Genomic DNA, 13,691 nt, shown 5'->3' with positions numbered 1-13,691 from the left:
GCTTTCCTTTAAGTACGCAGTGGCTTGATTGCCATGCTGGTGTTCGGTGCCACGTCGGTGCCTTGCGCGCTGCTGGCCGGGCGGCTGTTCCAGTGCGGCAGCAACACCAGCGCCGAGAACAGCGCGCAGCCCGCGAACACGATGAACACCGTGACGCCGTCGAAGTAACCCGGCAGCAGCCCACCCAGCACCGCGCCCACCGAGCCACAGCCGTTGACGAAACCTGCTGCGGTGGCACCGGCCTTGGCGGTGCCGAAGTCGATGGCTGCAGCGCCGCTGATCATCGAGTCCGGCCCGTACAGGGTCAGGCCCATGACGAACAGCAAGGCCACCACCAGCAGCACGCTGCCGGTGTGCATGGCCGCCATGAACAACGCCAGTGTCACGGTCAGCAGCACCAGGCTGATCACGCAGGCCGGCATGCGCCGGGCGCCAAACAGTTTGTCCGAGGCCAGGCCGATCATGATCGGGCCAAGCAGCCCGGCCAGTTCGAAAGCAGTCGGGATGATTGCCGCGCCCACTTTGCCCACCGAGGGCATCTGCTCGAAGACGATCACAGGGCCCCACAGCAAGATGGCGTAGCGCGCAGGCTTCAGCAGGAAGTACGCCAGGCCCAGGGTCAACACCGTTCGGTTGCGCAGGATCTCCCGCAGTGGCGCCCACACGCTGCACAGGTTGTCGGCCGGGGCCATGCTTTGCGGCTCGGGCTCAACCGCCGGCAAGCCGACGTCCTCGGGTTTGTTGCGCTGCAGGAAGAAGAACAGCACCGCCACCAGCGCCACCACTGCCGCGCTGGAGAAGAACGCCGCATGCCAGGTACCCACCAGGGTGTAGGCCCACCAGCCCGCGAACGGCGAGGCCACCAGGCCGCCGAAGGCATAGCAGGAACTCCACAGGCCCAGCACCCGCCCGCGCTGCGAAGCCGGGAAGAAGCTGCCGATGTTCTTGCACAAGCCGGCCCAGCCGGTGGATTGCGCCAGGCCCTGTACCAGCATGCAGGTGGCGAAGATCGGGAAGGTTGCATAACTGCCCATCACTACTGCCGCCGCCGCAGAAATCAGCAACCCGCCCAGCACGACCACGCGCGGGCCGAAGCGGTCGGCAAGCATGCCCCAGGTGAATTGGCCCACGGCATAGGCGGCCAGGTAGATGGCGTCCAGGTTGGCCATGGCGGCCTTGTCGAGCATGAAACCTGGGTCTTCGGCGATGCCCAGCTTGGCCACCGAGAAGGCTTTGCGGGTGAAGTAGAAGGCGGCGTAAGCCAGCCAGGTGATGGCGAAAATCTGGATGCGCCAGCGTTTGAACGCGGCTAGGGATTGATTCATGTAAGTCTGACCTCTTGCTCAAGTGTGCCGGCAGAATGTGAAGAAACGCCTGTCTTGTTCTTGTGTTACGCACAGCGATGACGAGGCTGTCATCGGGTCAGGTGGCGCCGTGTGAGCGCCATGGCCCTGGCGGCATTCGTGGTGCCAGCGTCGGGCTGAAATCCATGGAAACAGTTGCTGTAAGATAAATAAAATCGATTTATCGTATTACACACATAAGCCCAGCTTGTTACTGAGGTCGTCATGTCGGTGTCCCACGCTCAACTCAAGGCTTTCCACGCGGTGGCCGTGCACGGCAGCTTTACCCGCGCCGCCGAAAAGCTGTTTCTTACCCAGCCTGCGGTGTCCGATCAGGTACGCAAACTGGAGGAGCGCTTCGGCGTATTGCTGTTCCACCGCAACAAACGCTCGGTGCAGCTCACCGACCTTGGCGAGCGGCTGCTGGGCATCAGCCAGCGCCTGTTCGCCTGCGAGGCCGAGGCACAAGAGCTGCTGCACGACTCGCGTGCGCTGCACACCGGCAGCCTAGTGCTGGCAGTGGATGCGCCGGTGCACGTGCTGCCGCAGATCGCCCGCTTCTGCCAGCGCTATCCAGGCATCCAGGTGAAGATCGAAACCGGCAATACCGACGAATCGCTGGCGCGGCTGTTCAGCTATCAGGCCGACCTGGCCCTGCTGGGGCGCGATGTCGACGATGAGCGCCTGCATTGCCTGCCGCTGCGTCGTGACCCGATGGTGGCGTTCGTTTCCCACCACCACCCATGGGCCAGCCGTGGCTCGATCAGCCTGGCCGACCTGGACGACACGCCACTGGTGCTGCGCGAGCCCGGCTCGGTGACGCGGCAGACGCTGGAGGAAGAGATGCAACGTGCCGGCCTGCGGATACGCGCAGCGATCCAGGTGGAAGGCCGGGAGGCGGCGCGTGAAGCGGTGGTGGTAGGGATTGGCGTGGGCGTGGTGTCGGCGGCGGAGTTCGGTGCCGATGCGCGGGTGTGTGCATTGCCGATCGTCGATTGCCAGCGGCATTTGACCGAGACCCTGGTGTGCCTGAGCGAGCAGCGTACGCGCCGGGTGGTGGCGACTTTCCTGCAGATGGTCGAGGAAGGAGTCTAGGCCTGTGCTGGCCTTTTCGCGGGCTCGCCCGCTCCCACAGGTCCTGCGCGGCATCCGGAATCTGTGGTGATGCCGTGGGAGCGGGCGACCCTGCGAAGGGGCCAGATCAGGCAACCCGACTATGCTGGGATAACTCCAATCCCCGGGCACCCAACCCATGCTCTACCGCCTTGCCGCCGACACCCTGGTGCTGCTGCACCTGGCCTTCATCCTGCTGGTGCTGTTCGGCGGGCTGCTGGTGCTGCGCTGGCGCCCTGCCCTGTTGCTGCACCTGCCGGTCCTGGCCTGGGGCCTGGCGGTGGAGTGCCTGCACCTGGGCTGCCCGCTCACCATCTGGGAAAACCGCATGCGCAATGCCGCCGGTGACGCAGGTTACCAGGGCAGCTTCGTCGAGCACTACGTCTGGCCACTGATCTACCCCACCGGCCTGACCCCGCAGATCCAGCTGCTGCTGGGCACTTTCGTGCTGGCGCTGAACCTCGGCATCTACAGCTACGTGGCCTGGCGCTGGCGCCGCCCTAGCGGGTAGCGATCACGAACAACCGCGGGAAGGGCAACAGGACCTTGCCATCAGAGGCTGGCGGATAATCGCGCTGCATGGCCTGCAGGTACATCTGCAGGAAGTCGGCCTGCTCCTGCTCATCAAGCCTGGCCAGATAAGGCCGCAACGCCGAGCCCTTGAACCATTCCACTACCGCTTCGGCGCCCCCCACCAACGGGTGATGATAGGTGGTGCGCCACACGTCCACCCGCGCGCACAGCGGGCTGAGCAAGTCGTAGTAGAACGCCGCGTTGTGCCGTGGCGGCAGCTGCAAGTCGGCGAACTTCGCCGCCCAGGGGCCTTGGCTTGCGATCTCGCGCAACTGCCGGTGGGCCGGTTCGTCAAGATTGTCCGGGGTCTGCACGGCCAGGCTGGCGCCTTCGCTGAGCTGGCGCACCAGGTGCGGATACAGCAAGGCGTGGTCAGGTACCCATTGCAGCGAGGCATTGGCCAGGATCAGGTCCTGCGGCTCGGGGGCAGTCCAGCCGGCAATGTCGGCAATGACCGTGCGCACACGCGGGATGCACAGCCGCTTGCGCTCACGGGCCTTGTCGATCATGTCCGGGTCGCTGTCCAATGCCGTCACCTGGGCATCGGGGTAACGTTGCAGCAGCACTTCGGTCGAGTTGCCGGGGCCGCACCCCAGGTCGGTGGCGTGGCGCACCGGCCGTGGCGGGATGGCGGCAATCAGGTCGCGTACGGCGCGTGTGCGTTCGTCTTCGAACAGGGAATACTGGTTGGCGGACCAGGCCATGTGCGGCTCCTTTGGGCGGACTATGTGCCTAGCATATGCCATCTGTCGCCCGGCGGGACGGTTGCGAACGGAATACCCCGGAACTGATCACCTATGCTTGAAGTCAGTCCTTGCATGCGCACGCCCGTGAAGACCTACATCGCCCTCGCCATCCTGGCCCTGATCGCTGCGGCCGCCCTGCTCGGTTCACCGTGGATGAACCAGCGTTTCCACATGCCCGCAGAAAAAGCCCAGGCCCAACAACGCGAAACGGCCGGGTCCCCAAGGGAGCCGGCCGTTTCCAGACGCGAGTGACGCTTAGTGCTGCTTGCTACCAGAGCGGATCTGGTGCACCACACCCATCGCCACCACGACCGCCGCAGCGATACCGGTGGAAATGACCAGAATCTGGTAGTCAGGCATGAAGGCCATGGTGACCAGGGCAGCCACGATGAACGCGATCACCAGGTAGGTCAGCCACGGGAACAGCCACATCTTCAGGCGTACTTCCTTGCCCTCGGCAATCAGCTTGCGGCGCATGCGCAGCTGCGAGAAGGCGATGACCAGGTACACCAGCAGGGCGATCATGCCGGTGGTGTTCATCAGGGTGTCCAGCACGTCTTTCGGGCGCAGGGTCTCGCTGAAGTTGATCAATGCACATACCACGGCCACGGCGCACGAACCCATGATCGCGTACACCGGTACACCGGTACCGGCGCGGGTGATCTTGAAGAACGAAGGCGCGTCGCCACGCTGGGCCAGGGAGAACAGCATGCGCGAAGCGGTGTAGTGGCCAGAGATCAGGCAGCTGCTCACGGAAGTCAGCACCACGAAGTTCATCAACAGCTCGGCATACGGCACGCCCAGCAGCTCCAGGGTACGGCGATAAGCGCCATAGCCAGAAACACCCAGGTGCGGGTCGTTCCACGGTACCAGGCAGACGATCAGGAAGATCGAGCCGACGTAGAACAGGCACACACGCCAGACCACCGAGTTGGTCGCCTTGACGATCTGCGCAGCCGGGTCCTTGGCTTCGGAGGCCGCGATGGTAACGATTTCGGCGCCGAGGAAGGCGAACATCACCCCGAGCAAGGCACCGATCACAGTGGTGATGCCATTGGGCATGAAGCCTTCGGCGGTGAGGTGGCTGATGCCACGCACTTCACCGAACTGCCAGATGTTCATCACGGCAGCCGTACACACGATCAGGAAGCAGACGATCGCAATCACCTTGATCAAGGCGAACCAGAACTCGAACTCACCGTAGTGCTTGACGTTGAAGAAGTTGACGGTGATCAGCAACAGGGTCGTGGCCAGCACGAACACGTTGACGCTGACGTCGGGGAAGAAGCCATGCAGGATCTTGCCCGCCACATAGGCTTCCCAGGCCATGAGGATGACCCAGTACCACCAGTACAGCCAGCCAATGGTGAAACCGGCCCAACGGCCAATGGCGCGGTCGGCGTAGGTTGAGAACGAGCCGGTGTCAGGCGAGGAAGTCGCCATTTCACCCAGCATGCGCATGATCAGCACCACCAGGATGCCGCCTGCCAGGTAGGCCAGGACAGCGGCTGGGCCGGCGCTGTGGATCACGCTGCCGGAACCGACGAACAAGGCGCCGCCGATAACCCCGGCGATCGACATCATCGTCAGGTGGCGCGACTTCAGCGAGGCACTGAGCTTGCTCTCGTGCCCGCTTTTCGCGGTGGTGGTTGTGGATGTTGCGTCCATCAGTTGTGTACCCCGTGCTTCTTTTTATCCAAGGAAAACTGTGAAACCCCGATGGCTGGCGATTTCACCTGTACATCAGTGCTAATGCGGGCAGGATGGTGTGAATTACACACGCAGGCCTTCCATGGCGGCCTGCTGACGCGCCCCAGGGCGACTGCCTGAGGCGAACTGAACATGCTTTATGTGGCGATATCCGACACCTAATGTAAAAATGTCCGACGCAGAGAGCCATGCACAGTGGCATGAATCTCGCACTGCACTGTATAGGTCGCCCATGCAGTACACCCTGCAGACGCCAGGCGATACGCACCCTGAAGGCCCCGAATGTTCGAATTACATCCAGACTCCTCAACCCCGCTGGTCAACCAGATCATCGATGGGCTGCGCGAGCTGATCGACAACCAAACCCTCAAGCCAGGCGCCAAGGTCCCGTCGATTCGCGCCTTTGCCGCAAGCTATTCGGTGAGTACCTTCACCGTGGTCGAGGCCTACGACCGCCTGGTCGCCCAAGGGCTGCTGGTGAGCCGTGGCAATGCGGGGTTCTTCGTCAACCGTGCGGCGGGCGAACTGCTGGAGCAGCACAACACCGAGGCCGACACCAGTCGACCAACGTTCAACTCCGAGTGGTACCTGCAGCAGATTTTCGAAATCCGCCAGTTGCCGTACAAACCGGGGTGCGGCTGGCTGCCCAACGACTGGATGTACGAAGACGGCCTGCGCCGCGGCCTGCGCCAGGTGGCCGGCAGCCCGCTTGAGTTGTCGGGGTACGGCGACCCCATGGGCTTGATGGAGCTGCGTGCGCTGACCGCCCAGAACCTGCAACAAGAGCTGTCGATCGTCGCCAACCCGGCACAGCTGATGCTCACCCACGGCGCCAGCCAGGCGCTGGACCTGGCCGCACGCACACTGGTGCGCCCAGGCGATGTGGTGCTGGTGGACGACCCCGGCTACCCGAACCTCATGAGCATCCTGCGCACCCAAGGCGCAACCCTGGTAGGCGTGCCACGTACACCGGCCGGCTACGACCTGAACCAGCTGGAGCAACTGCTCACCCAGCACCGCCCGACGGCGTTCTTCACCCAGCCGCACCTGCACAGCCCGACGTGCTCGCGCACCCCGCTGCCGCAGTTGCACCGCCTGCTGCAGCTTGCCAGCCAGCATGGCTTCCGCCTGGTGGAGAACAACCTGTACGCCGACATGGTCGCCGAGCCGCAGCCATGCCTGGCCAGCCTCGACCATCTGCAGCAGGTGGTGTACGTGGGCAGCTATTCCAAGAGCATTTCGCCCAACGTGCGGGTCGGCTACATGCTGGCCAACCCCGAGCTGATGCAAAAACTGCTGCACCTGAAGATGCGCTCAGGCCTGACCACCTCACAGGTGATGGAGCGCGTGGTGTATGCGGCGATCATCGACGGGCGCTGGCGCAAGCACCTCAAGCGCCTGCGCCAGCGCCTGGCCGAGGCGCATCAGGAAGTTGGCCGGCATCTGCATCGATTGGGCTTCGAACTGTTCACCGAATCGGATGAAGGCATGTACATCTGGACCCGCCACCCGGCGATTCCCGACAGTGCCGCGCTGCTGGACGATGCGCTGGAGAAAGGCATCATGCTAGGCCCTGGGCAGTTGTTCATGGTCGACGCCAAGGCGACCGGGTGGATGCGGTTCAACGTGGCGTTCAGTACGGACCCGGCGATGTGGGAGTTGTTGGAGAAGGTGTTGGTGAAGCACGTGCGACGGGGTGGGATGTAGGGGGTGTCGACCCCTATCGATGGCGGGCAAAAACTCGAAAGCTGCAAAGCGCCCATGGGAATGGGTTCACACGCGAAAAGGCCGGCAGCCAAACCACCGATGCCGGCCTCTGGCACTTATCGCCAGTCCGCCTGTTCAGCAAAGAACGCCTGCGCATTCACCTCCAGGCTCTCCAGGTGATAGCCCCCCTCCTGGACAATCAGGCAAGGCAAGCGCAACGCCCGAATTCGCTCACCCAACGCAGCGAACCCTTCAGTGGTCACAGCCACCTTGCTCTGCGGGTCCAGTTCGTAGATATCGAACCCCAGCGACAGCACCAGTACCTCGGCACGAAAGTCCGTCACTGCAGCCAGCGCAACCTCCAGCTGCCCCATGAAGTCCGCCTCGCTCGCCCCATGCGCCATCGGCAGGTTGAGGTTGTAACCCTCCCCCTCCCCCCTGCCACGCTCGTCCGCGAACCCGGCCACGCCCGGGTAGAAGTTGGTCGGGTCGCCATGGGTCGACACATACAGCACATCACGGCGATCGTAGAAGATCTCCTGAATTCCTTGTCCATGGTGCATGTCGGTATCGAGGATCGCTACACGGTTGTAGCGGCTGCGCAGGGCCTGGGCGGCCACGGCGGCGTTGTTGATGTAGCAGAAGCCGCCAGCGGCATCGAACCGCGCATGGTGCCCCGGTGGTCGGCACAAGGCATAGGCGGCGGGCTCCCCGTCGAGGATGGCCTTGGCCGCTGCAACCGCGCTTTGCGCCGACCAATAGGCCGAGTGCCAGGTGTGTTCGCCCACCGGGCAGCTACCGTCTGCCAGGTAGCGGCCGGCCTGGGCGAGGATGCCGCGAAGAGCGTTGGGCTCACGCACGAAAATGTTGGACATGACCTCGTCACCCCAGTCTTCGGGCACTTCTTTCCAACGTGCATGGGCCTCTTCGAGAAAGGCCAGGTAGGCCTCACCATGCACGGCCTTTAGCGGTTCAAGGCCGGCATCGTCGGGCTGGCGGATGTCGAAACCCAGGTCTTTGGCCGCCTTCAGCAGGCGCTGGGCGCGCTCGGGGACTTCCTGCGGGGTGCGCATGGCGCCGCGCGAGTAGTAACTGCGTGGGTGGTGCAGCAGTTGTTCGGGGTGGAAGTAGCAACGCATCAGCCTTCTCCTTGTTCGACACGGCCCGCACGGGCCAACACGGCGTTCAGCAGCACATCGGCACCCTGTCGGGCATCGTCGGGTAATACGTCTTCGGCTTCGTTGTGGCTCAGGCCGCCGACGCAGGGGATGAACACCATGGCCGTCGGGCAGTATCGGGCCAGCAGGATGGCATCGTGACCGGCACCGCTGACGATTGATTGCTGGGCGTAGCCCAGTTCGTCCACCGCCTGCTGCACGGCAGCCACACATGCAGGGTCGAACGGCGTGGCCGGGCTGACCCAGTGGCGTTCGATGCGTACCTGCAGGCCGCGCTGGCTGGCAATGGTTTGCAGCTTCAGGCTCAGGTCGCGCTCCATGGCTTCGATGGCTTCATCGCAGTGGTGGCGCAAGTCGACCGTAAAGCGCAGCAGGCCAGGAATGGTGTTGCGCGAGGACTTGGCAATCGACAACTCGCCCACAGTGGTCAGCCCTTCGGGTGCGAAGTCCGCTGCCAACTGCTCGACCGCCTGGATCATCCGCGCCGCGCCATACAGGGCATCCTTGCGCAGGGGCATCGGTGTCGTACCCGCGTGAGCCGCCATGCCTTCGACCGTGACGTCCAGCCAGCGAATCGCTTGCCCGCCGCTGACGACACCAATGGCCTTGGCGTTGTCTTCAAGGATCGGACCTTGCTCAATATGCGCTTCGAAATAGGCATCCACCGGGCCACCTAAAGGGCGCTGGCCGGCGAAGCCCGTTCGCTGCAGTTCGTCGGCGACGCTGAGGCCATCGGCATCGCGGATAGCCAGCGCTTCGGCCAGCGCGAGGCTGCCGGTGAACACTGCCGAGCCAAACATGGCCGGCGTGAAGCGCGCGCCCTCCTCGTTCGTCCACACGGCAATTTCCAGCGGCTTGCGAGTGTGGATGTTCAGCTCGTTGAGGCGGCGCACCACTTCAAGCCCGGCCAGCACGCCATAGACACCGTCGAAACGACCGCCTTCGGGCTGAGTGTCGAGATGGCTGCCCATCATTACTGGTGCGGCATTCGGGTCACTACCTGGACGACGGGCGAACAGGTTGCCTATGGCATCCACCGTCAGCGTCAGGCCGGCTTCGCGGCACCAGTGGCTGAACAGTTCACGGCCCGCCTTGTCCTCGTCGCTGAGCGCCAGGCGGCAGCTACCGCCGCGGGCGGTGGCGCCGATTTCGGCCATGGCTATCAGGCTCGCCCACAGGCGTTCGCCATTGCTTTTCAACATGTGCGGGTACTCCAGAGTCAATCGGATCAGGCCAGTTCCAGGTGCTGGCTACGGGCGTACTGGCGCGCCAGGGCAAGCACGCAGACCAGCGAAAGGGTGGCGATGAAGGTGTAGAACACTGCCATCGGCCACCACTGGCCACTAAAGGTGTGGGCCAACCAGGTGCCGATCAGCGGGGTCAGGCCGCCGGCAAGGGCGCCGCAGATCTGGTAAGCCAGGGAAATGGCGGTGTAGCGCACGCGGGTTTCGAACATGCCACTGACGTAGCCGGCGATCACCGCGTAGAAAGAGGCCATGCAGGCAGCGGCCAAGGCGATGCCTAGCACAATCAGGGGCCCGTGGCCCGAGCTCACCAGCACAAACATCGGGTAGGGCGAGGCCATCGCCAGCAAGGCGACCAGGGCCAGGAAGCGAGTTGCACCGATCTTCTCCGACAGCCAGGCCGCCAGGGGCTGCACACAGAACTGGATGATCGCCACGAAGAACAGGCATTCCAGAATCAACGAGCGCTCCAGGTGCAATTGCTGGGTGGTGTAACTGATCATGAAGGTATTGGTGAAGTAGACCCCGGCAATGCCCAGGGTATTGGCGCCGATACACAGCAACAGCGGGCGCCAGGCGGTGCGCAGCACCTCGAGGGCCGGAGCCTGCTCCTTGCACCTGGCCTTTTCTGCCTGCTCGCGGCTGGCCATGAACTCGGGCGACTCATTCACGCCCAGGCGAATAGCCAGCCCCACCAGTAGCAGCAGTGCGCTGGCCAGGAACGGCACGCGCCAGCCCCAGCTCATCAGCGCCTCTTCAGGCAGACGGGTGACCGCACCAAACGCCAGCAGCGACAGGATAAGGCCCGCCGGGCTACCCAACTGGGCGAACGACGCGAAGAAGTTGCGGCGGCCCTTGGGCGCATGCTCGCCGGCCATCAGTACCGCCCCGCCCCACTCGCCGCCCACGGCAATCCCCTGGACGATGCGCAGCAGGATCAACAGCACCGGCGCGGCCGCGCCGATTTGTGCGTAAGTCGGCAGCAGGCCGATGCAGACAGTGACGATGCCCATCATCAGCAGGGTGATGACCAACGACTTCTTGCGACCGATACGGTCGCCCACGTGACCGAAGATGATGCCGCCAAGCGGCCGGGCGAAGAAGCCCACGGCGAAGGTACCGAACGCGGCCATGGTGCTGAACAGGCTGTCGTCGGAGGGGAAGAACAAGGCACCGAAGACGAGCGCGGCGGCGGTGGCGTAGATGTAGAAATCGTACCACTCGATCATGGTGCCGATGAATGCGGCGGCGGCGGCACGACGCGGTTGAGCGGAAGCGGTCGGCTTCATGGGGGCTCCTTTGCTTGTTGTTCTGGCAGGAGTTGCAAGGGTCACGGGGCGCTCTGCTGGCGCTTGGCCTGTTGACTCGATGGTGCCTTTTCAGCGGGACAACCCGCTTCCACAGCGTCTGCGCGATCACAGCAGGCGGGGATTCACCCGCGAAGAGGGGCAACGTCGATGCAACAGGTTTCGATGACTGCGATTTATCGGCCGGAGGCTATGATTAGTCAATTTTCTATTTATTATGCGCACTATTAGCCATGCTTATCATCGAGCCCTGCCATGCCTGACCGCTTGCTCAACGACCGCCTCGACTGGAACCTGCTGCGCACCTTCCGGGTCATCGGCCAGGAGCTGTCCATCAGCCGTGCCGCCGCCCGCCTGCACCTCACCCAGCCGGCAGTGAGTCAGGCGCTCAAACGCCTTGAAGAGCAGCTTGGCCGCCAGCTCATTGCCCGTCGCGGACCGCGCTTCGTATTGACAGAAATGGGCGAGCAGCTGTTCCAGCTGGCTGGCGAGGTGTACGGGCAGATGTCGCAGATCGGCGGCTTGCTGGAGCAACCGGCGGACGAGCTGGTGGGTAAAGTGCGCCTGCTGATGATCAGTCGCATCGTCAGCGAACGTTTCGATGACTTCCTGGCCAACTTCCATCGCCAGCACCCAAGGGTCGAGCTGGAAATCGACGTGATGCGCAGCTCCGATATCGTCGCCGCCCTACAGGAGAAAACCGCTACAGCGGGCCTCAGCCTCAACCGGCGTGCACAGCCACGGCTGGAGCAGCGGCTGTTTCTGCGCCAACGATATGCATTCTTCTGTGGCAAGCACCATGCCTTGTTCGGCCAGGCCGAAGGCGATTTACAGCGGGAGAACTTTGTCAGTTTCACCAGCGACCAAATTGGCGGCATGTTGTCGCCGCTGACCATTTTCCGCGACCAACAAGGGTTTGCCGGGCGCATAGTGGCGTCATCGCCAAGCCTTGAAGAAGTGCGCCGACTGGTGATTGCCGGGTTTGGCATCGGCTGCCTGCCCGAACATGTGGTGGCACCGGATGTTGACGCGGGCTTGCTTTGGAAGCTGTCGCCGCACGAAGGGATTGCCGATGTGGACATTCACCTGCTGTGGAACAGAGAGCAGCGATTCAGCCGGGCGGAGGAGATGTTTATCGAGGCGTTGCAGCGGGTCATCACCTGACGCGCTGAGCCGCTCGATAGACCGCTCAGCATTCGCGCTTGCCAACTGATTACCACTACCACAACGACACGCTCGTCGTTGACTTGGCGGCGGACCACTTGACCGAGGCCTTACGCCACAACTTGGATCCCATCTTGTGACGGGGTATGCTAGGCAATAGCTAAACGCCACTACCCAGGCAGGCTCGGTGCCTGCCTTCAAGGACGAGCCTTTGCCCAGCCACCCGACCCGCCACACCATCGCCCGCCAGTGGCAACTGCTCAAGTTGCTGCCCGGCCGCCACCCGGGAATGAGCTCCACCCAGTTGCAGGCTGCCCTGACAACCGTGGGCCATACCACCAGCAAACGCACGGTCGAGCGCGACCTGGTCGAGCTCGCCGCACTGTTCCCCCTACAGTGCAACAGTAAAGGCATGCCTTATGGCTGGTACTGGCAACCGGGCTTGAGCCTGGGCGAAGCGCAGCAGCTGCAACCCGACGCACTTGCCCCACCGACACACGTCGTACTGTATGCCTGGGTCGATGACGCGCTGGCCCGCCGCCTGGAGCAATCCCCCCTGTCCGTCGATATGCAACTGACGCCGCAGGCTGGCGGCGGCGCAGCGCTGGTGGCCACCGTCGACGACAACCGCGCGCTGATGGGCTGGCTGCTGTCCCAGGCGGGGTCGATCCGCATCCAGGCGCCGCAGGCGCTGCGTGCGGCCATGATTGAACAATTGCGCCAGAGCCTGGCGCTGCATGAGGGCGAAGGCGGCTGCAAGCAATAGCGCCAACGGCGTCAGTAGGTTCCCGGATACGCCCCGCCATCGATCAGCAGGTTCTGCCCGGTGATGTACCCGGCATGCGCGCTGCACAGAAATGCGCAATACGCGCCAAACTCCGCGGCATCGCCAAAACGCGACGCCGGAATGGCTTTGCGCCGCGCCTGGGCAGTGACTTCCACATCACCACCCGCAGCCTTCAAGGTCTTTTGCAGGCGCGCCGTGTCGAACGCCCCAGGCAACAGGTTGTTGAGTGTCACATTGCAGCCCGCCAGACGCTGCTGCCGGGCCAGGCCGGCAATGAATCCGGTCAGGCCACTGCGGGCACCGTTGGATAAACCCAGCATGTCGATCGGTGCCTTCACCGCGCCGGAGGTGATGTTCACCACCCGGCCAAAACCACGCTCGGCCATGCCATCTACCACCGCCTTGATCAGCTCGATGGGCGTGAGCATGTTGGCGTCCAGCGCCTTCAGCCAGTCATCACGCCCCCAATCACGGAAGTCCCCCGGTGGCGGGCCACCGGCGTTGTTGACCAGAATGTCGACCTGCGGGCAGGCCGCCAACAGCGCCTGGCGCACCTTGGGATCGGCAACATCGCCTGCCACGGTATGGACCTCGATGCCCGGGCAGGCCCTGCGCAACTCGCTGGCGGTCTGCTCCAGGGTGGCTTGGGTACGGGCATTGATGACCAGGTTGACGCCTTCTTTGCCCAGCGCTTCGGCGCAGCCTTTGCCAAGGCCTTGGCTGGCCGCGCAGACGATGGCCCAGCGGCCGGTGATGCCTAGATCCATTGGTTTGCTCCTTGATGCAATCAGGGTGACAGGGTGACTGACAGGCGCTGCC

Annotated in this window: 13 protein-coding genes; 6 read left to right on the top strand and 7 right to left on the bottom strand. The window is 63.7% G+C overall.

What is annotated here, in order from left to right; genetic code table 11:
• Positions 1 to 8: 8 nt before the first annotated feature.
• Positions 9 to 1,325, bottom strand: coding sequence for an MFS transporter (locus C4Q27_RS23275; protein WP_064490791.1), 1,317 nt, complete (start codon positions 1,323 to 1,325; stop codon positions 9 to 11).
• A gap of 243 nt (positions 1,326 to 1,568) precedes the next feature.
• On the opposite strand from C4Q27_RS23275, the gene C4Q27_RS23270 reads away from it, so the two are divergent.
• Both C4Q27_RS23270 and C4Q27_RS23265 read left to right on the top strand, forming a co-directional pair.
• Positions 1,569 to 2,438, top strand: a complete 870-nt coding sequence (locus tag C4Q27_RS23270) for a LysR substrate-binding domain-containing protein (RefSeq protein WP_064490792.1) — start codon at positions 1,569 to 1,571, stop codon at positions 2,436 to 2,438.
• A 157-nt stretch (positions 2,439 to 2,595) separates the two neighbouring features.
• Positions 2,596 to 2,967, top strand: a complete 372-nt coding sequence (locus C4Q27_RS23265; RefSeq protein WP_064490793.1) for a DUF2784 domain-containing protein — start codon at positions 2,596 to 2,598, stop codon at positions 2,965 to 2,967.
• On the opposite strand, the gene tam is transcribed toward C4Q27_RS23265, so the two are convergent.
• Complete coding sequence (tam, locus tag C4Q27_RS23260) at positions 2,957 to 3,733, bottom strand: trans-aconitate 2-methyltransferase (protein WP_019438830.1); 777 nt, start codon at positions 3,731 to 3,733, stop codon at positions 2,957 to 2,959. The genes C4Q27_RS23265 and tam overlap by 11 nt on opposite strands.
• 114 nt (positions 3,734 to 3,847) lie before the next feature.
• Here tam and C4Q27_RS23255 point away from each other — a divergent pair, with 114 nt between their 5' ends.
• Positions 3,848 to 4,027, top strand: coding sequence for a hypothetical protein (locus C4Q27_RS23255; RefSeq protein ID WP_004575401.1), 180 nt, complete (start codon positions 3,848 to 3,850; stop codon positions 4,025 to 4,027).
• A 3-nt stretch (positions 4,028 to 4,030) separates the two neighbouring features.
• Here C4Q27_RS23255 and C4Q27_RS23250 read toward each other — a convergent pair whose 3' ends face one another.
• Positions 4,031 to 5,443, bottom strand: a complete 1,413-nt coding sequence (locus C4Q27_RS23250) for an amino acid permease (RefSeq protein ID WP_004575400.1) — start codon at positions 5,441 to 5,443, stop codon at positions 4,031 to 4,033.
• Positions 5,444 to 5,767: 324 nt separating this feature from the next.
• Between C4Q27_RS23250 and C4Q27_RS23245 the strand changes: the two genes are divergently transcribed.
• Entirely contained in the window at positions 5,768 to 7,192 is a 1,425-nt protein-coding gene (locus C4Q27_RS23245) for a PLP-dependent aminotransferase family protein (protein WP_064490794.1), read from the top strand.
• A gap of 116 nt (positions 7,193 to 7,308) precedes the next feature.
• On the opposite strand, the gene C4Q27_RS23240 is transcribed toward C4Q27_RS23245, so the two are convergent.
• Genes C4Q27_RS23240 through C4Q27_RS23230 form a run of 3 tightly spaced genes read right to left on the bottom strand, consistent with a single transcriptional unit; the run spans position 7,309 to position 10,903 of the window.
• Complete coding sequence (locus C4Q27_RS23240) at positions 7,309 to 8,331, bottom strand: histone deacetylase family protein (RefSeq protein WP_064490795.1); 1,023 nt, start codon at positions 8,329 to 8,331, stop codon at positions 7,309 to 7,311.
• The gene (locus C4Q27_RS23235) at positions 8,331 to 9,572 is read right to left on the bottom strand and encodes a Zn-dependent hydrolase (RefSeq protein ID WP_064490796.1); all 1,242 of its coding nucleotides are present in this window, start codon (positions 9,570 to 9,572) and stop codon (positions 8,331 to 8,333) included. Before C4Q27_RS23235 ends, C4Q27_RS23240 begins: the two co-directional genes overlap by 1 nt.
• 26 nt (positions 9,573 to 9,598) lie before the next feature.
• A complete protein-coding gene (locus C4Q27_RS23230; RefSeq protein ID WP_064490797.1) occupies positions 9,599 to 10,903 on the bottom strand; it encodes an MFS transporter in 1,305 nt (434 codons plus the stop codon).
• A 273-nt stretch (positions 10,904 to 11,176) separates the two neighbouring features.
• Here C4Q27_RS23230 and C4Q27_RS23225 point away from each other — a divergent pair, with 273 nt between their 5' ends.
• Together C4Q27_RS23225 and C4Q27_RS23220 are read left to right on the top strand one after the other, a co-directional pair.
• Positions 11,177 to 12,085, top strand: a complete 909-nt coding sequence (locus C4Q27_RS23225) for a LysR family transcriptional regulator (RefSeq protein WP_014591500.1) — start codon at positions 11,177 to 11,179, stop codon at positions 12,083 to 12,085.
• Between the two features lie 211 nt (positions 12,086 to 12,296).
• Entirely contained in the window at positions 12,297 to 12,851 is a 555-nt protein-coding gene (locus C4Q27_RS23220) for a WYL domain-containing protein (protein WP_041167176.1), read from the top strand.
• An 11-nt stretch (positions 12,852 to 12,862) separates the two neighbouring features.
• On the opposite strand, the gene C4Q27_RS23215 is transcribed toward C4Q27_RS23220, so the two are convergent.
• Positions 12,863 to 13,639: an SDR family oxidoreductase gene (locus tag C4Q27_RS23215; RefSeq protein WP_010953470.1), complete on the bottom strand. Its 777-nt coding sequence runs from the start codon at positions 13,637 to 13,639 to the stop codon at positions 12,863 to 12,865.
• Between the last annotated feature and the right edge of the window lie 52 nt (positions 13,640 to 13,691).

Origin of the sequence: Pseudomonas sp. SWI36, from assembly GCF_002948105.1 — a bacterium.
Taxonomy (GTDB): Bacteria; Pseudomonadota; Gammaproteobacteria; order Pseudomonadales; family Pseudomonadaceae; genus Aquipseudomonas; species Aquipseudomonas alloputida.
The sequence above is the reverse complement of the archived record's forward strand: the minus strand, read 5'-3'. Positions and strand labels throughout refer to the sequence as shown.